We start from the raw sequence: 17,433 nt of genomic DNA, 5'->3' as shown, positions 1-17,433 counted from the left end.
CGCGTTCAGGCGGCGTCGACGCGGGCGAAGGCGGTGTAGACCGCTTGGCGGCCGAGTTCCAGAGCCTTGGTGAGCAGGTCGGTGTCGCGGGCGGTGCCTTCGACGGTGGGCGCCCCGGCGGGCGGGTGGATTTGCAGGACCGTCTCGCCGAGGGAAGCCAAGAGGGCGACCTCCGCCTGTTCCTGCTCTGGGCGGCGCAGCCAGGCGCGGTAGGCGCCGGGGGCCCGCAGGCGAAGATAGTTGCCGCCGACCAGCTGGTGAACGCGGGAGGCGGGCGGACGGGCCTCGTCGGCACGGCGAGTGCGCAGCACCAGGCAATGGGTCGCGCCGCCGCGGACCGCGGTGTGGATGGGGATCGGCTCGGCGATGCCGCCGTCGAGATAGGGCACGCCGTCCAAGACGACGGGCGGACCGGCCAGGATCGGCAGATTCGCGCTGGCCCGCAGCGCCCGCATCAGGGTCGGCTTGTCGTAGATGTGCGGGCGCAGGTCGATGGCGTTGCCGGTCCGGATGTCGGTGCCGATCGGATGGAAGGTGGTGGGGTTGTTCAGGATCGCGGGAAAATCCATGGGTTCCAGGCCGTCGTAGACCCGGTGCACCAGGTACCGCACGTCGAAGGCGGCGCCACCGCGCAACAGCCGGCTCGGATCGATCACCCGCCGCATGATCTCGGGATCGGACCAGGAGCGCATTCCCGGCACGGCCCGCCCGCACAGCAGCCAGGCGCCGTTGATCGCGCCCGCCGAGGTGCCGTAGACCGCGTCGAACACCCCGGAGAGGCCGAGCTCCTCGAGCGCCTGCACCATGCCGCTGGAATAGACCCCGCGACTGCCGCCGCCCTCGATGACGAGCGCGAGCCGATGGCCGTCCGCGCGGGATCCGGTGGTGCTGCGGCCTCGGATGATCTCGGCCACGGTAGAGCTGATCACCGGTCCACGATACGACAAGAGCGGGCGTGGACTCCGTTGTCCATCGCCCGCTCTCGTGCGGTGTCGGCCGGGCCCGGTGGGCACGGCCGGACGCAATCCGTCCTCAGCGCTGCGAACAGCGGAGGCGCGGTACGCCTTACTTGATCTCGGCCAGCACCGTGCCCTGGGTGATCGCGGCGCCCGCCTCGACGGCGAGACCGGTGACGACGCCCGCCTTGTGCGCGTTGACGGGGTTCTCCATCTTCATGGCCTCGAGCACCACGATCAGGTCGCCCGCTTCCACGGACTGGCCCTCTTCGACGGCCACCTTGACCACGGTGCCCTGCATCGGCGCGGTGACCGCGTCACCGGAGGCAGCGCCGCCGCCCGCACCGCCACGCTTGCGCGGCTTCGGCTTCTTGCGGATCACACCGGCGCCGTTGCTCGCCGCACCTGCGGCGCCGGCACCCACGGTGAAGTTGCCGGGCAGCGAGACCTCGACACGGCGACCGCCGACCTCGACGACGACCTTCTGCCGGGGCAGCTCCTCGTCCTCGTCGGCCGGGGCGCCGCTACCGGTGTAGGGCTCGATGTTGTTGGTCCACTCGGTTTCGATCCACTTGGTGTAGACGTCGAACTTCTCGCCGTCACCGATGAACGCGGGGTCCTCGACGATGGCGCGGTGGAACGGGATGACCGTGGCCAGGCCCTCGACCTGGAACTCGGCCAGGGCGCGGCGCGCGCGCTCCAGCGCCTGGGTGCGGTTCTCGCCGGTGACGATCAGCTTGGCCAGCATCGAGTCGAACTGTCCGCCGATCACGCTGCCCGCTACCACGCCGGAGTCGACGCGCACGCCGGGGCCCGACGGCTCGCGGTAGACCTCGACCGGGCCGGGGGCGGGCAGGAAGCCGCGGCCCGCGTCCTCGCCGTTGATGCGGAACTCGAAGGAGTGGCCGCGCGGGGCCGGGTCTTCCTCGAGCTCCAGCTCTTCGCCGTTGGCGATGCGGAACTGCTGACGCACCAGGTCGATGCCCGCGGTCTCCTCGGTGACCGGGTGCTCGACCTGCAGGCGGGTGTTCACCTCGAGGAACGACACCGTCTCGCCCTGCACCAGGTACTCCACGGTGCCCGCGCCGTAGTAGTGGGCCTCGCGGCAGATCCGCTTGGCGGACTCGTGGATCTTGGCGCGCACCTCGTCCGACAGGAAGGGCGCGGGCGCTTCCTCGACCAGCTTCTGGAACCGGCGCTGCAGCGAGCAGTCGCGGGTGCCCGCGACCACGACGTTGCCGTGCTTGTCGGCGATCACCTGCGCCTCGACGTGGCGGGCCTTGTCCAGGTACTGCTCGACGAAGCACTCACCACGGCCGAACGCCGCGGTCGCCTCGCGGGTGGCCGACTCGAACAGCTCGGGGATCTCCTCGATGGTGTGCGCGACCTTCATGCCGCGACCGCCGCCGCCGAACGCGGCCTTGATCGCGACCGGCACGCCGTACTGCTTGGCGAACTCGACGACCTCGTCGGCGTTCTTCACCGGGTCCTTGGTGCCCGCGGCCATCGGGGCGTTCGCGCGCTCGGCGATGTGCCGGGCGGTCACCTTGTCACCCAGATCGCGGATGGACTGCGGCGACGGGCCGATCCAGATCAAACCGGCGTCGATCACGGCCTGGGCGAAGTCGGCGTTCTCCGAGAGGAAGCCGTAGCCGGGGTGGATCGCGTCCGCGCCCGCCTTGGCGGCGGCGTCGAGGATCTTGTCGAACACGAGGTACGACTCGGCCGAGGTCTGACCGCCCAGCGCGAACGCCTCGTCGGCGAGCTTCACGAAGGGCGCATCGGCGTCGGGCTCGGCGTACACCGCGACACTGGCGATGCCGGCGTCCTTGGCCGCCCGGATCACACGCACGGCGATCTCGCCTCGATTAGCTACGAGTACCTTCGTGATCCGCGCGCTGGCATGGCTGGGCACTGAGCCTCCTGGTTGCAATCTTCTGGTCGCTTCGCGGGATGGGGCCGCAGATGGCCCGTTCCCGGTAGGGGTCGGAACACCGCGCAGGCCCCGTGCCCGTGACGACAGTTTTCGTCTGGGGCGAGTGTAGGCAGTCTGCCAACAGACGCCGAACTCGGATAGCCCTACTGAACAGTAGGTCGCGCATCACACAATCGCATCCGGTGTGATCCAGCCCCGATTCGGGTCGGCGAGCGTTACCGGGCGCAGTCCGTCCACAGTTCCGCGCACGGCCGGACCGAAGGCCGGAGGTACGCCGATCAGACGCCGCCGGACGCAGTCCGTCCACAGCCCCGCGCACGGCCGGAGCGAAGGCGGAGGTACGCCTACTTGCGGCCTCGCCGAGGGGCGGTCGGAACCTCGCCCGGTTCAGTCCCCTTGGCGATGGGCATCCGAACCGAATTGCCCCATTCGGTCCACGAGCCGTCGTAGTTGCGGACCGTACCGTAGCCGAGCAGGTAGGTCAGCACGAACCAGGTGTGGCTGGAGCGCTCGCCGACGCGGCTGTAGACGACCAGGTCGTCGGCGCCGCCGACCGGCGCGTAGATCGTATCCAGTTCGGCGCGCGAGCGGAAACGTCCGTCCGAGCCGAGCGAACGGTCCCACGGGATGTTCAGCGCCGTGGGGATGTGGCCGCCGCGCAGCGCCGCGTCCTCGGGACTGTCCGGCTTGGGGGTGAGCTCGCCGGAGTACTCCTCGGGGGAGCGCACGTCGAGCAGCGGCTTGCCGAGGTGGGCGAGCACGTCGTCGCGGAAGGCGCGCTCGGTCGCGTCGTCGCGGTGTACCGCGGGGTAGTCGCTCGGCGGGAGGTTGGGGGTGTCGAAGGTGGTGTCCCGTGCCTCCGAGATCCACGCCTCGCGTCCGCCGTCGAGCAGCCGCACGTCCTCGTGCCCGAAGAGCGTGAACAGCCACAACGTGTGCGCGGCCTGTGCGTTTCCCCGATCTCCGTAGATGACCACCGTGTCGTCGAGGGCGATGCCCTTGGCCCGCATCAGTTCGGTGAAACGCGCCCCGTCGATATAGTCACGCGTGACCGGATCGTTGAGATCGCCGCGCCAATCGATCTTGACGGCCCCGGGGACGTGTCCGATGTCGTAGAGCAAGATGTCCTCATTGGACTCCACGATCCTGAGTCCCGGCGCGCCTATGTTTGCCGACAGCCACTCTGTGGTTACTAGTCGGTGAGGATGTGCGTACGTTCCGAATGAGGGATGGGCGTCCGGGGCAACGGGCACGATATGGGTCCTTCACACGAGGTAGACGGTGGTTACAGCGGTTCGGGTCTCACTGCGATGTTAAATGTGAGGCGATAGTGAAACTCGTTTCAGATCACGAATCGGCTGATTGGGCGAATAAATCGCACCCTCATCCGATAAAGTCTCCCGGGAGGAGGGGTGAGCTATGTCGGATTCCTGGCCGCGGCGGCGACTGCTCGCGATCCTACGTGGCGCAAGCGAGCCTCTCGATGCCCAAGAACTGGCCAGAATCACCGGACAGCACGTCACGACGGTGCGATTTCACCTGGATGTGCTCACCAAGGAATCCCTCGTTCGGCAATTCCAGCAACCTCCGCGCGGCCGCGGCCGCCCGCGCATCGGCTACAGCGCGGTCCAGCGCTCGGTCGGGTATCAGGAACTGGCGCAGGTGCTCGCCGACCAGCTCGGTCTCGACCCGCGCCGCCGCTCGGAGGCAGCCGTCGCGGCCGGGCGCGCCTGGGGCGGCAAGCTCGACGCCGGTGATCACCCCGTGGAGTCACTGGAGGACGCCAGAGACGTCACGCTGACCTTGCTCTCGGAACTCGGGTTCGCGCCGGAACGCGATCCGGCCGCCGAGAACGACGACGAGATCCTGATCCGGATGACCGCCTGCCCCCTCCGCGAGCTGGCCCGCACGCACTCCGAGGTGGTATGCGGCGTGCATCTCGGGTTGATCAGAGAAGTGCTGGACCGCAACGGCGTGCGCGGCGAGGTGAACGTCCGGCTGCACCCGTTCGTGGAACCGGAGCTTTGCCTGACCCGGCTCGAACACCTGGCCCGCCGGAATCAGGAGAATCGCGAGACGGCGTCGGTGCCCGTCGGGGCCGAGCCGGGCGGTGCGGAACCGCCCCTCACGCCGCCGCTACTGGGCCGTGTGGCGCCACAACTGCGCAATGCCGACCCCAACGTCGCCAAGCAGTCGGCGCAGCAGTGGTAGACCGATACCGATGACGCTCGACGGATCGCCGTCGATCCGGTCGACGAACCAGCCGCCGAGCCCGTCCAACGTGAACGCGCCCGCCACCTGCAGCGGCTCGCCCGTGGCGATGTAGGCGTCCAGCTCGCCGGGTTCCGGCTTCGCGAAGTGCACCGTGGTGGCACTGCAGTCCACCGCCTCGGTGACGATCTCACCGTCACGCATCCGCAGCACACAGTGCCCGGTGATCAGATCGGCGCTGCGCCCGGCCATGTCGGCCCAGCGGGCCCGCGCCACCTCGGGGGTGTGCGGCTTGCCCTGCAGGACGCCGTCCACCAGCAGCATCGAATCGCAGCCCACGACAACGCAATCGGCGGCGTATTCGGGGATGGTGGCGGCGACGGCGGCCGCCTTGGCCCTGGCCAGCTCGACGACGACGGTCTGCGGGGTGGTGTCGGCGGGCAGCGCCGCCGCGACCGCGTCCTCGTCCACGTCGGAGACCCGGACCACCGGGTCGATGCCCGCCGAGCGCAACACCTCTCGGCGGGCCGGTGACGCGGACGCGAGAACCAGCGTCGTCGTCACCGAAGGTGCGACAGCTGCGGGAAGGCGTACGGCGAGAACGGCGACGAGCCGCGGTGCAACATGGTCGGGCGTCCCCACCCGTCGGCGGGGCCGGTCGAGGCCGCGGCGCCCGAGGCGTTCGCGGCGGCGGAGAACACGCACACCAGCGCGGCGATCTCCTCGTCGCTCGGAGCGCCCTTGACGATTCGAATGAACGGCTGCTCGCCCGCATCGGCGGCGGCCGTGCCAACGGTGACCGCCTCGACCTCTTCCGCGATCGGGTCGACTGCGAGATCCAACTCGGCGGCGGTCAACACGTCTTCCTCTGCCACGGTCGTCACAGTGCCAGATCCTTCCTCTAGCTCGATCGGGCGTAGTCCCTCACCCGAAACGGGATGACGCGATAATCATCCTCGGTTTCACTCATTGCGTCTCTGCAACCAGTGTGCGCGGCTCACCGAGGTTATCGCCGAATCAGAGCGGGATGTTGCCGTGCTTCTTGGGCGGAAGGGTCACCATCTTGCGCTCCAGCAGTCGCAGCGCGGACACGATCTGACCGCGGGTGTGCGACGGCGGGATGACCGCGTCCACGTAGCCGCGCTCGGCGGCGACGTAGGGGTTCACGAGAGTGTCCTCGTACTCGTTCTGCAGCTCGAGCCGCAGCGCATCGACGTCGTTGCCGTCCTTGGCGGCCTGCTGCAGCTGCTTGCGGTAGACGAATCCGACGGCGCCGGAAGCGCCCATCACGGCGATCTGAGCGGTCGGCCACGCGAGGTTCACGTCGGCGCCCATGTGCTTGGAACCCATGACGTCGTAGGCGCCGCCGTAGGCCTTGCGGGTGATGATCGTGATTTTGCCCACAGTGGCCTCACCGTAGGCGTAGAGCAGCTTCGCGCCGCGCCGGATGATGCCGTTGTACTCCTGGCCGGTGCCGGGCAGGAAGCCGGGAACGTCGACAAGGGTGATGATCGGGATGTTGAACGCGTCGCAGGTGCGCACGAAGCGCGCGGCCTTCTCCGAGGCGTCGATGTCGAGGCAGCCCGCGAACTGGGTGGGCTGGTTGGCCACGATGCCGACGCTGCGGCCGTCGACGCGCCCGAAACCGACGATGATGTTCATCGCGCGCTCGGCCTGCACCTCGAGGAACTCGTCGTCGTCGAGCAGGCGACGGATCACCTCGTGCATGTCGTACGGCTGGTTCGGCGAGTCGGGGATGATCGTGTCCAGCTCGAGGTCTTCCTCGGTGAGGGACTCCTCGATGGCGCCGTCGATCGGGTCGGTGGGCGCGAAGCGCGGGGCTTCGGCGCGGTTGTTGCTCGGCAGGTAGCTCAGCAGATCCTTGACGTAGTCCAGCGCGTCCTGCTCGCCGGAGGCCACGTAGTGCGCCACACCGGACTTGGTCATGTGGGTGTGCGCGCCGCCCAGGTCCTCCATGGTGACGTCCTCGCCGGTGACCGTCTTGATGACGTCCGGACCGGTGACGAACATCTGGCTGGTGCCGTCGACCATCACCACGAAGTCGGTCAGCGCGGGGGAGTAGACGTGGCCGCCCGCGGCCGGGCCCATGATCAGCGAGATCTGCGGGATCACGCCGGAGGCCTGGATGTTGCGGTGGAAGATCTCGCCGTAGAGGCCGAGCGAGACGACGCCCTCCTGGATGCGCGCGCCCGCGCCCTCGTTGATGCCGATCAGCGGACGGCCCGTCTTGAGCGCCAGGTCCATGACCTTGACGATCTTCTCGCCGTACACCTCGCCGAGGCTGCCGCCGAAGACGGTGACGTCCTGGCTGAAGATGCACACGTCGCGGCCGTCGATGGTGCCGTAACCGGTCACCACGCCGTCGCCGAGCGGGCGGTTGTTCTCCAGCCCGAAGTTGACGCTGCGGTGGCGGGCGAGCGCGTCGAGTTCCACGAAAGAGCCCTCGTCCAGCAGCGCGAGGATGCGTTCCCGGGCGGTCATCTTGCCCTTGGCGTGCACCTTGTCGACCGCCGCCTCACCCATCGGGTGCTTGGCCTCTTCCAGCCGATTCCGCAGGTCAGCCAGTTTCCCGGCCGTGGTGTGGATATCGGGTTCGCCCGCCGAACCGGATGCGGACTGCTGCTGGACACTCGTCATGGCTCGGAGTGTAACCAGTGGCAGTTGGTCTTTCTAACCCAGTAGGGGCTACCCGCTAGTAGAAAAGCCCAGGTGGACAAGGGCTCAGAGGGAAAATTCCACGGTCGTATACGAGGCGCCGCCGGGTGCCCGAAACCGGGTCCGGCGAGGCGCCGGGTCGCCGTCCGCGGGCGCCGCCGGAAAATCGGTTTCGCCGGTGCGCGGCGTCCGGATACCCTCAGGGAGTCCATTTTTCGGCTCATGGGGAGGAGCCAGACATGTGGGAGTGGGGTAGAACCGTCGCCGAGTACGCCACGGCGGCGGCGTGGACGCATTGGGGAGTTCGCGAGGCCGAGCCGACCATCCTCGATCCGGAGACCGACGAGGAAGAGGCTGCCGCGGACAACGGGGCGCGCGGGGAACGAGAGCCGGGCATGATCATGGCCGGCTACGACCTCGCGGGCTGACACACCAGCTCCCGTCCCGGCTCGGGACGGGAGCTAGTAGCCTGCACGTCCGTGCAGACGCCACCGCCCGATACAGCGCATCGACCGCCTCTGGATGCCGAGCAGTTGCGGCGGGGTCTCGCCGAGAGCGACTACGCCGGCTTCTTCTCCCGCGTGGAGGTGGTGGAGTCCACCGGTTCCACCAACGCCGATCTCATCGCCGCGGCCGCGACATCCGACGACCACCGCGTCTTGATCGCCGAAGCGCAGGAGGCGGGCCGCGGTCGGCACGCGCGCACCTGGGTGAGCCCGCCGCGGGCGCAGATCGCCCTGTCGATGCTGGTGCGACTGCCCGGCATCGAGCCCGCGGCGCTGGGCTGGCTGCCGCTGCTCACCGGCGTGGCCGCGGTGGACGCGCTGCGTGCGACGTCGGGTGTGGACGCGATGCTGAAATGGCCCAACGACGTCCTGATCGGCGGTCGCAAGGTGGCGGGCATCCTCGCCGAGGTGGCCGCGAGCGGCGACGTTCCGACGGTGGTGGTCGGGGTCGGTGTGAACGTGAGCCTCACGGAAGCCGAATTGCCGGTGCCGCATGCCATCTCGCTCACGCTGGCCGGCGCCGCGCAGACCGACCGTACCCTGGTCGCGCAGTCGCTGCTGACCGAGTTCGCGCGCCGCTTCACCGACTGGCGCGACGCCTCGTGGGCGACCGGCGACCTGGCCGACGCCTACCGCGAGCGCTGCGCCACGCTCGGCATGGACGTGCGCGCAGAACTACCCGGCGGGCAGACCCGCACGGGTATCGCGACCGGCATCGACGCGGGCGGGCGCTTGCTGATCGGGGACTACGCGGTGTCCGCGGGCGACGTCACCCATTTGCGCGCCGACTACTGAGATCGCCGTCAGGCGCGCTGCAGGTCCCCCTTCGCCGCCTCCCTGGCGAACATGCGGTCGCGCTGCTCCTCGAACTTGAGCACATCGCGGGCGAGCTTCTCGACGAACGCGGCGAGCCGCTCGCGCGCCTGCTCGCCGCGCGGCCCGAAATCGTTGCGTTCGAAGACGTCCCACTTGTTGAGCACCGGGTTCACCACCTCGTCGAGGTGCTGGCGCAGGTCGTAGATGCCGTGCTTGGCCATGAGCACGCCGTTGCGGCGGAAGTTCGGCATCCCGGCGCCCGGCATGACGAAATTGGTCAGCACCTGGGTCAGTGCGATCATCGCCTGGTCGGGAGCCAGGTCGAGGGCCGCGCCGCACATGTTGCGGTAGAAGATCATGTGCAGGTTCTCGTCGGCGGCGATGCGCTGCAGCATGCGGTCGGCGACCGGGTCGTCGCAGACCTTGCCGGTGTTGCGGTGGCTGACCCGGGTCGCGAGCTCCTGAAAGGTCACGTACGCGACGTTGACCAGGAAGCCGCCCCAATCCGCCGGCGCGTGGACGCCCTGGGTCATGTGGATCATCCTGGCCTGTTCCAGTGCGACCGGGTCCACGCCGCGGGTGACCACCAGGTAGTCGCGCAGGACGATGCCGTGCCGGTTCTCCTCGGCGGTCCAGCGGCCCACCCAGGTGCCCCACGCGCCGTCGCTGCTGAAGTTCTCCGAGATCAGGCGGTGGTAGGAGGGCAGGTTGTCCTCGGTGAGCAGGTTGGTGATCATCGAGGCCTTGGCCACGTCGCTCAGCGTGGACTGTTCGGGATCCCAGTCGACGCCGCCCATCGCGGCGAAGTTGCGTCCTTCGTTCCACGGTACGTAGTCGTGCGGGTGCCAGTCCTTCGCCATCGACAGGTGCCGGTGCACGTTCTGTTCGGCCACCGGTTCGAGTTCGATCAGAATTTCGAGCTGAGTCAGATCCCTGGTCACACACGCCTCCACAGTCGTCGTCGGTGCACGTCTTGCCGAGCGGTTGTCTGCTGGTCGGGGCCGAGCTGGTAGAGCAGGCGAATCAGGTCGAGCGCAGTGCGAAAACAGCCGAGTGACGCGGTCTCCCGCAAGCTGACGATTGTGCAGCACACGGGGGCCGGTGTCAGGCATTTCGGCATCTTGCCGGGGTAGGGTTCCCTCCATGGGTTATCCGGAGGATGTGCTCGCACCCGACGAGCAGTTGATACTCCATCGCCATCCGCATTGGAAGATGCTCTTCTGGCCCATCGTGACGCTCATCGCGGCCACGGCGCTGGCCGGTTTCGCGGGGGGTCTGGCATACCGCAACACCCCGGAGAGCGCCAGGACCGCGGTGCTCGTCGTGGTCTTCGCCATCTGGCTCGCGATCGTCCTATGGCGTTGTGTCGCACCGATTCTCAGCTGGAAGACGACGCACTTCATCGTCACCGAGCGGCGCGTGCTCGTCCGTCAGGGCGTGCTCACCCACACCGGCATCGACATTCCGATGAGCCGCATCTCCAGCGTCCAGTTCCGGCACGGGCTGTTCGACAGGATGCTCGGCACCGGCACCCTGATCATCGGCTCGTCCTCGGAGGAGCCGCTCGAATACGACGACATCCCCGGCGTGCAGGAGGTGCACGCCTTGCTCTACCACCAGGTGTTCGAGGTGAGCCGATCGAGCAATCAGCACGGGTACGGTCAGGCGGGCGGCTATCGATGAGTCCGGCGTCGTCGCCGACGATCCGTAATCTGTTTGCATGACCGCCGTACTCCTGGCCGAAGACGACGAGGCCATCGCCGCCCCGCTGTCGCGCGCGTTGGGGCGCGAGGGTTATCACGTCACCGTGGAGAGCTTCGGCCCCGCCGTGCTGCGCCGCGCGCTCGAGGGCAACCACGACCTGCTGATTCTCGACCTCGGCCTGCCCGGCATGGACGGGCTGGAGGTGTGCAGGCAGGTGCGCGCCCGCGGCGCCGATCTGGCCGTGTTGATGCTCACCGCGCGCACCGACGAGGTGGATTTCGTGGTCGGGCTGGACGCGGGCGCCGACGATTACGTCGGCAAGCCGTTCCGGCTCGCCGAGTTGCTGGCCCGCGTGCGAGCGTTGTTGCGCCGCAGCGGAATCGGTGACGAGGCCGTCGAGGTCGGCGGCATTCGGCTGGAGCCCGCCGCGCGCCGGGTGCTGGTCAACGGCGCCGAGGTCGGTCTGGCCAACAAGGAGTACGAACTGCTCAAGGTGCTCATCGACCGGGCCGGTCAGGTGGTGCCGCGCGAGACGATCCTGCGCGAGGTCTGGGGCGACGCCGAATTGCGCGGCTCCAAGACGCTGGACATGCACATGTCCTGGCTGCGCCGCAAGATCGGTGACGAGGGGCCGATGGCCGAGCGGCGCATCGTCACGGTGCGCGGCGTCGGCTTCCGGCTGAACACCGACTGACGTGCGGCGCCGGATCCTGCGGTCGATGCTGACCGTGCTGACCATCACGACGGTCGTGCTCGGCGTGCCGCTGACCTACACGGCCTGGCTGTGGGTCGAGGACATCACCCGCAACGACCTGCAGAGCAGGCTGGACCGGATCGCCACCGAGGTCATCACCCAGGAGCAGGGCGACGGCCTGGTGCGCGGCGGCCTCGACGTGCGCGTGGTGCGCCCGCTGGTGCCGGAGGACGGCAAGCTCACGATCGTCTACCCGAGCCCGCAGGACAACGCCTCGCGTCTCGACATCGGCGCGGACTCGGTGCCGGACCCGCTGGTGGAGTCGCTGTCCATGGGGACCTCGGGATCGCTGCGCCTGGAGGTGCCCGCGGGACCGATGCACGCGCGGCAGCGGCAGGCTGTCGCGGTCGTGGCGCTGGCCGTGCTCGCCTCGCTCGGCGCGGCCGTCACGGTCGCGGTGGTGACCGCGCGCCGTGTCGCCGACCCGCTGCGCGACGTCGCGGCGCGCGCGGCGCGGCTGGCTATGGGCGATTTCCGCCCCGATCCGCGCCGCCACGGCATCTCCGAACTGGACCGGGTCTCCGACGTGCTCGACTCGGCCACCGTCGAGATCGCGGGCAGGCTGCAACGCGAGCACGCGCTGGTCGCCGACGTCTCCCATCAGCTGCGCAGCCGTCTGACGGCGGTGCGGCTGCGGCTCGACGAACTCTCCGCGCACGCCGACCCCGAGGTGGTGCACGAGGCCGAGGAGGCGATGGCGCAGGTCGACCGGCTCACCGACGCCATCGACGAACTGGTCCGCGCCTCCCGCGACGAGGACGCCGCCGACCGCGATCCGATCCCGGTGATGGACGAGCTGTGCGGGATCGTCACCGAGTGGACGCACCCGTTCGCCGAGGCGGGCCGCAACCTGGTGCTGACCGGTGACGCGTCGCTGCGCGCGCCGATCACCGCGTCGCGCCTGCGGGAGGCGGTGACGGTGCTCATCGACAACGCGCTCATGCACGGCGGCGGCACCTGCACGGTGTCGGTGCGCACGGTCCGTCCAGGCAATGCCCGCGAGCCGCTGGTGTGCGTGGAAGTGGCCGACGAGGGGGAAGGCGTGCGCGACGAGTTGGCGCCGCACATCTTCGATCGCGGCTTCTCGGCGGGCGGGTCGACGGGTGTCGGCCTGGCCTTGGCGCGCGCGTTGATCGAGGCGGACGGCGGTCGCTTGGAATTGCAGCGCCGCAGGCCCGCGCTGTTCGCGGTGTTCCTCGGGTCGTGGGTGTCCGCACGGACGGCGGGCACGGTCCCCGAGCCGCGCTGAGACGTCAGCTGCGTCCCAGCTGTTCCTCTTCGATGAGCTCCTCGAGCTCGGCCTCCAGCTCGGTCATCTCGTCTGGGAAGACCCAGCGGCGCATCGACCAGAAGCGGAAGGCCATCTGCAGGAAGTTACCGATGACGAAGGCGCTGACGAAGTCGGCGACGTTCTCGACGGTGAAGCTGACGTTCGGCTGCCGCAGGTCGAACACGTAGCTGGAGATCCACAGCGGGATGTTGCTCAACACCACCCCGACGCCGCTGACCACGAAGAACAGCAGGGCTTCATGGTGGCGTTCCCGGCCGCCGCGGTTCTTGAACGACCACTCCCGGTTCAGGATGTAGGAGGCGATCACGGCGATGACGCCCGAGATGATCTTCGCGGTGACCGGTTTCTCGGTCAGCACCGTCCATTTGAGCGCGTAGAAGATGCCGCTGTCGATCACGAAGGTCGTCGCGCCGACGATGGCGAACTTGATCAGCTCGTGATGGCGGTAGGCCATCTCCCGCAGGGGCTGGGGGAGGACGCTGACCACGCCGTCGACGAAAGACACGAGAGCCGAGTGTACCGGTAGCGGTCATGGCGGCCGGACATGACAAGATTGCACGACGTGAGCACCCGTTCCTTCGACCAAGCCGCCATGCCCACCGTCACCATGATCGGTGGCGGTCAGTTGGCGCGGATGACCCATCAGGCCGCAATCGCGCTCGGCCAGCGGCTACGGGTGCTGGCCGAGAACCCAGAGGACCCGGCCGCACAGGTCAGTCCCGACGTGGTGCTCGGCAGCCACACCGATCTCGCCGCGCTGCGCAAGGCCGCGGTCGGTTCGCACGCGCTGACCTTCGATCACGAGCACGTGCCGACCGAACACCTCGCGGCGCTGGTCGCCGAGGGCGTCAACGTGCAGCCGCCGCCGCAGGCCCTGGTGTACGCCCAGGACAAGCTGGCCATGCGCACCAAGCTCGCCGAGCTCGGCGTTCCGGTGCCCGCGTTCACCACGGTCGCCGAGGCGGCCGACGCGGTGCGCTTCGGCGACGAGCACGGCTGGCCGTTCGTGCTGAAGGCGGTGAGCGGCGGTTACGACGGCCGCGGCGTCTGGATGCCCGCCGATGCCGACGAGACCGAGCGGATCGTCACCGATCAGCTCGCGCACGGGGTGCGGCTGCTCGCCGAGGCGAAGGTCGATCTGAAGCGCGAGCTCTCGGCGATGGTGGCCCGTTCGCCGTTCGGTCAGGCCGCGACCTGGCCGGTGGTGGAGACCGTGCAGCGCAACGGTCAGTGCGCGGTGGTGATCGCGCCCGCGCCCGATCTGGCCGACGCGCAGGCCGCCGAGGCCGAGACCCTGGCGCTGAACCTGGCCGCCCAGCTCGGCGTGGTCGGCGCCATGGCCGTCGAGCTCTTCGAGACCCACGACGGCGCGCTGCTGGTGAACGAGCTGGCGATGCGCCCGCACAACTCCGGCCACTGGGGCATGGACGGCGCGCGCACCGGGCAGTTCGAGCAGCATCTGCGCGCGGTGCTGGACTATCCGCTCGGCGACACCAGTCCGCTGGCTCCGGTCACCGTGATGGCCAACATCCTCGGTGCGGCGCAGGCGCCCGAGATGTCGATGGACGAGCGGCTGCATCACCTCTTCGCCAGGCTGCCGGAGGCGAAGGTGCACCTGTACGGCAAGGGCGAGCGCCTCGATCGCAAGATCGGGCACATCAACATCCTCGGCGACGACGTGGCCGAGGTGCGCGAGAAGGCAGAGCGGGCGGCGCACTGGATGTCGCACGCGGTGTGGACCGACGGATGGGACCCCCATGAGTAATCCTCGAGTTGGCCTGATCATGGGCAGCGACTCCGACTGGCCGACCATGGAGGCGGCCGCCGAGGCGCTGGCCGAGTTCGGCGTGCCCTTCGAGGTGGGCGTCGTCTCCGCGCACCGCACGCCGCAGCGCATGCTCGACTACGCGCGCGACGCGGCCGACCGCGGCATCCAGGTGATCATCGCGGGCGCGGGCGGCGCGGCCCATCTGCCGGGCATGGTCGCCTCCGCGACCCCGCTGCCGGTGATCGGCGTCCCCGTCCCGTTGAAGTATCTCGACGGCATGGACTCGCTGCTGTCGATCGTGCAGATGCCGGCGGGCGTCCCGGTCGCGACCGTCTCCATCGGCGGCGCCCGCAACGCGGGCCTGCTCGCCGTCCGCATCCTCGCCGCCGCGGACCCGGCCCTGCGCACCCGCATGACCCAGTTCCAGTCCGACCTGGAAAAGCTGGTCCTCGAGAAGGACGAAGCTCTCCGCACCAAACTCCTCGGCTGACGTGCGGCCGTATCACCCGGCGCGCGGGCGTCGGTCGTCTCGCGTCGGTCGCTACTACGGTGACTGCCGTGGCAACTGAGGAGAACGCGCGGGCCCGGGCCGGGGAGGATCCGGCGCGGTTTCGGCTGACGGTGGTGGATCAGGCGCTGCGGTTGTTCGCGGACAAGGGGTACGAGGCGACGACGGTCGACGAGATCGCGGAGGCGGCCGGGATTTCGCGGCGGACGTTCTTTCGGCAGTTCCGGTCGAAGGAGGACGTGATCTTCGCCGATCACGAGTCGCAGTTGGCGCAGGCGGCGGCCTATCTCGCCGGCGCGCGGGACGACGATCCGTGGGAGGCCGTGTGCGCGGCCGTCGTGCAGGTCTTCGAGCGATTCACGCAGTGGCGGGAGATCGCGGCGCGCCGCTACCAGGTGGTCCGCCGGGTGCCGGCGCTGCGCGAGCGCGAGATCGTCACGGTGTTCCGGTACGAGCGCCTGTTCACCGACTATCTGCGCGAGCGCCTGCCCGAGGTGCCCGACCTCGCCAGGGTGCAGTTCGCCGCGGCGGTCACCGCGACGCACAACTATCTGCTGCGCCGCATGGTGCGCGGCGAGTCGGACGCGGGCGCGGCGGATCTGCGGGTCGAGCTGGCGGCCATTCCCCGCGGCCACGGCCGGATCTGCGACGCGGAGGAGATGGTGGTCGCGGTCTTCCCGAGGGACATGTCGTCGCGCCAGGTGGTCGATCTGCTGACCCGCAAGCTGGGCAGTCTGTGATTTGGCCTACAGTGCCACCGTCTGACACTCAGTGCCAGTAGGTATCCGCATGTTGTGGCGAATCTCGTGCGTATACTGGCACTCGAAGTGGCACTCAGTGCCGACCTGTTGAAAGCCGCCGACCGCGGCCTAAGACCATCACCCAGGAGCGTGTCCCATGGCGGGAAACCCCGATTTCGACCTGTTCAAGCTCGAGGACTTCCACGACGAACTGCGGGCGGCCATCCGCGGTCTGGCGGAGAAGGAAATCGCGCCGTACGCCAAGGACGTCGACGGTAACTCCCGCTTCCCTGAGGAGGCGCTCACCGCGCTGAACGCCGCCGGCTTCAACGCCGTGCACGTGCCGGAGGCCTACGGCGGCCAGGGCGCCGACTCGGTCGCCACCTGCATCGTGATCGAAGAGGTCGCCCGCGTCTGTGGTTCCTCCTCGCTCATCCCCGCGGTCAACAAGCTCGGCACCATGGGTCTGATCCTGAACGGCTCCGAGGAGCTGAAGCAGAAGGTGCTTGCCGACATCGTCAACGGCGAGATGGCCTCCTACGCGCTGTCCGAGCGCGAGGCGGGCTCCGACGCCGGCTCCATGCGCACCCGCGCCAAGCGGGACGGCGACGACTGGGTCATCAACGGCTCCAAGTGCTGGATCACCAACGGTGGCAAGTCCTCCTGGTACACCGTGATGGCCGTGACCGACGCCGAGAAGGGCGCCAACGGCATCTCCGCGTTCATGGTGCACAAGGACGACGAGGGCTTCGTGGTCGGCCCGCTCGAACACAAGCTCGGCATCAAGGGCTCGCCCACCGCGGAGCTGTACTTCGAGAACTGCCGCGTCCCCGGCGACCGCATCATCGGCGAGCCCGGCACCGGCTTCAAGACCGCGTTGCAGACCCTCGACCACACCCGCCCCACCATCGGCGCGCAGGCCGTCGGCCTCGCCCAGGGCGCGCTGGACGCGGCCATCGCCTACACCAAGGACCGCAAGCAGTTCGGCACCGCCATCGCCGACTTCCAGAACACCCAGTTCATGCTGGCCGACATGGCGATGAAGATCGAGGCCGCCCGCCTCATGGTCTACACCTCGGCCGCCCGCGCCGAGCGCGGTGAGAAGAACCTCGGCTTCATCTCCGCCGCCGCCAAGTGCTTCGCCTCGGACGTGGCCATGGAGGTCACCACCAACGCCGTCCAGCTGTTCGGCGGAGCGGGCTACACCACCGACTTCCCGGTCGAGCGGATGATGCGCGACGCGAAGATCACCCAGATCTACGAGGGCACCAACCAGATCCAGCGCGTGGTGATGTCCAGGGCGTTGCTGCGCGGCTGACGCCTGCGCACTGCGAATTCAGGGACGGCCGGGTTGTTACCCGGCCGTCCCTTCTTTTCTACGAGCGGCCGTCCGGCGAAATCCATTCGAGTTCGATCGGTTGCCTCATCGTGTCCATGCCACAGCTCGATTCGAGACCTCCAGCGCCATAAACATTGATAGCTGGATTTTGCGGAAGCCGGTCGGGGCTTTGTTTGTGGCTGACGTCGATCCTCGCTGATAGGAAGCGTCTGAACAGGCGTTTCGACG

18 protein-coding genes are annotated in these 17,433 nt (G+C 68.8%); 10 read left to right on the top strand and 8 right to left on the bottom strand.

Translation table 11 applies throughout. The features are described 5' to 3' along the window. Positions 1–5 precede the first annotated feature (5 nt). From AC3EO7_RS29790 to AC3EO7_RS29780, 3 genes are all read right to left on the bottom strand, one after another. Positions 6–929, bottom strand: a complete 924-nt coding sequence (locus AC3EO7_RS29790; protein WP_431964469.1) for a patatin-like phospholipase family protein — start codon at positions 927–929, stop codon at positions 6–8. 136 nt (positions 930–1,065) lie between these two features. Then, entirely contained in the window at positions 1,066–2,871 is a 1,806-nt protein-coding gene (locus tag AC3EO7_RS29785; protein ID WP_431964471.1) for an acetyl/propionyl/methylcrotonyl-CoA carboxylase subunit alpha, read from the bottom strand. Positions 2,872–3,236: 365 nt separating this feature from the next. After that, positions 3,237–4,145, bottom strand: a complete 909-nt coding sequence (locus AC3EO7_RS29780; protein WP_431964473.1) for a sulfurtransferase — start codon at positions 4,143–4,145, stop codon at positions 3,237–3,239. Between the two features lie 166 nt (positions 4,146–4,311). Here AC3EO7_RS29780 and AC3EO7_RS29775 point away from each other — a divergent pair, with 166 nt between their 5' ends. Then, positions 4,312–5,103: a helix-turn-helix transcriptional regulator gene (locus tag AC3EO7_RS29775; RefSeq protein WP_435593035.1), complete on the top strand. Its 792-nt coding sequence runs from the start codon at positions 4,312–4,314 to the stop codon at positions 5,101–5,103. Here AC3EO7_RS29775 and AC3EO7_RS29770 read toward each other — a convergent pair. The 3 genes from AC3EO7_RS29770 to AC3EO7_RS29760 all read right to left on the bottom strand — a co-directional run bounded on the left by AC3EO7_RS29770 (position 5,029) and on the right by AC3EO7_RS29760 (position 7,761). Next, complete coding sequence (locus tag AC3EO7_RS29770; protein WP_435593034.1) at positions 5,029–5,667, bottom strand: nucleoside triphosphate pyrophosphatase; 639 nt, start codon at positions 5,665–5,667, stop codon at positions 5,029–5,031. The genes AC3EO7_RS29775 and AC3EO7_RS29770 overlap by 75 nt on opposite strands. Next, positions 5,664–5,987 carry an acyl-CoA carboxylase subunit epsilon gene (locus tag AC3EO7_RS29765; protein ID WP_431964479.1) on the bottom strand — a complete coding sequence of 108 codons (324 nt, stop codon included), beginning with the start codon at positions 5,985–5,987 and terminating at the stop codon, positions 5,664–5,666. The genes AC3EO7_RS29770 and AC3EO7_RS29765 overlap by 4 nt, the downstream gene beginning before the upstream one ends. Before the next feature lie 133 nt (positions 5,988–6,120). Next, the gene (locus AC3EO7_RS29760; protein ID WP_431964481.1) at positions 6,121–7,761 is read right to left on the bottom strand and encodes an acyl-CoA carboxylase subunit beta; all 1,641 of its coding nucleotides are present in this window, start codon (positions 7,759–7,761) and stop codon (positions 6,121–6,123) included. A gap of 257 nt (positions 7,762–8,018) precedes the next feature. Here AC3EO7_RS29760 and AC3EO7_RS29755 point away from each other — a divergent pair, with 257 nt between their 5' ends. Continuing rightward, a complete protein-coding gene (locus tag AC3EO7_RS29755) occupies positions 8,019–8,207 on the top strand; it encodes a hypothetical protein (protein ID WP_431964483.1) in 189 nt (62 codons plus the stop codon). A gap of 51 nt (positions 8,208–8,258) precedes the next feature. After that, positions 8,259–9,080, top strand: a complete 822-nt coding sequence (locus AC3EO7_RS29750; protein WP_431964485.1) for a biotin--[acetyl-CoA-carboxylase] ligase — start codon at positions 8,259–8,261, stop codon at positions 9,078–9,080. A gap of 8 nt (positions 9,081–9,088) precedes the next feature. Here AC3EO7_RS29750 and AC3EO7_RS29745 read toward each other — a convergent pair whose 3' ends face one another. Beyond that, complete coding sequence (locus AC3EO7_RS29745) at positions 9,089–10,042, bottom strand: acyl-ACP desaturase (protein WP_431964487.1); 954 nt, start codon at positions 10,040–10,042, stop codon at positions 9,089–9,091. A gap of 202 nt (positions 10,043–10,244) precedes the next feature. Between AC3EO7_RS29745 and AC3EO7_RS29740 the strand changes: the two genes are divergently transcribed. From AC3EO7_RS29740 to AC3EO7_RS29730, 3 genes are read left to right on the top strand one after another with little or no spacing between them, the layout of a single operon-like run. Further along, a complete protein-coding gene (locus AC3EO7_RS29740; protein WP_431964489.1) occupies positions 10,245–10,784 on the top strand; it encodes a PH domain-containing protein in 540 nt (179 codons plus the stop codon). Between the two features lie 37 nt (positions 10,785–10,821). Further along, positions 10,822–11,499: a response regulator transcription factor gene (locus AC3EO7_RS29735; protein ID WP_431955974.1), complete on the top strand. Its 678-nt coding sequence runs from the start codon at positions 10,822–10,824 to the stop codon at positions 11,497–11,499. A gap of 1 nt (position 11,500) precedes the next feature. After that, positions 11,501–12,808: an ATP-binding protein gene (locus tag AC3EO7_RS29730; RefSeq protein WP_431964491.1), complete on the top strand. Its 1,308-nt coding sequence runs from the start codon at positions 11,501–11,503 to the stop codon at positions 12,806–12,808. A gap of 4 nt (positions 12,809–12,812) precedes the next feature. Here AC3EO7_RS29730 and AC3EO7_RS29725 read toward each other — a convergent pair whose 3' ends face one another. Next, a complete protein-coding gene (locus tag AC3EO7_RS29725; protein ID WP_431964493.1) occupies positions 12,813–13,355 on the bottom strand; it encodes a GtrA family protein in 543 nt (180 codons plus the stop codon). Between the two features lie 87 nt (positions 13,356–13,442). Between AC3EO7_RS29725 and AC3EO7_RS29720 the strand changes: the two genes are divergently transcribed. From AC3EO7_RS29720 to AC3EO7_RS29705, 4 genes are all read left to right on the top strand, one after another. Beyond that, positions 13,443–14,615 carry a 5-(carboxyamino)imidazole ribonucleotide synthase gene (locus AC3EO7_RS29720; RefSeq protein WP_431964550.1) on the top strand — a complete coding sequence of 391 codons (1,173 nt, stop codon included), beginning with the start codon at positions 13,443–13,445 and terminating at the stop codon, positions 14,613–14,615. Beyond that, positions 14,608–15,108 (top strand): 5-(carboxyamino)imidazole ribonucleotide mutase, encoded by a 501-nt coding sequence (purE, locus tag AC3EO7_RS29715; RefSeq protein ID WP_431964495.1) that lies wholly within the window; start codon positions 14,608–14,610, stop codon positions 15,106–15,108. Before AC3EO7_RS29720 ends, purE begins: the two co-directional genes overlap by 8 nt. 68 nt (positions 15,109–15,176) lie before the next feature. Further along, complete coding sequence (locus AC3EO7_RS29710) at positions 15,177–15,866, top strand: TetR family transcriptional regulator (RefSeq protein WP_435593033.1); 690 nt, start codon at positions 15,177–15,179, stop codon at positions 15,864–15,866. A 157-nt stretch (positions 15,867–16,023) separates the two neighbouring features. Then, on the top strand, positions 16,024–17,184 hold the full coding sequence (locus AC3EO7_RS29705) for an acyl-CoA dehydrogenase (protein WP_431964499.1): 1,161 nt from the start codon (positions 16,024–16,026) through the stop codon (positions 17,182–17,184). The last annotated feature ends 249 nt before the right edge of the window (positions 17,185–17,433 follow it).

The sequence above is a fragment of the Nocardia sp. bgisy118 genome (assembly GCF_057708605.1).
Note: the sequence above shows the minus strand (reverse complement) of the source record. Positions and strands in the feature narration are given on the sequence as shown.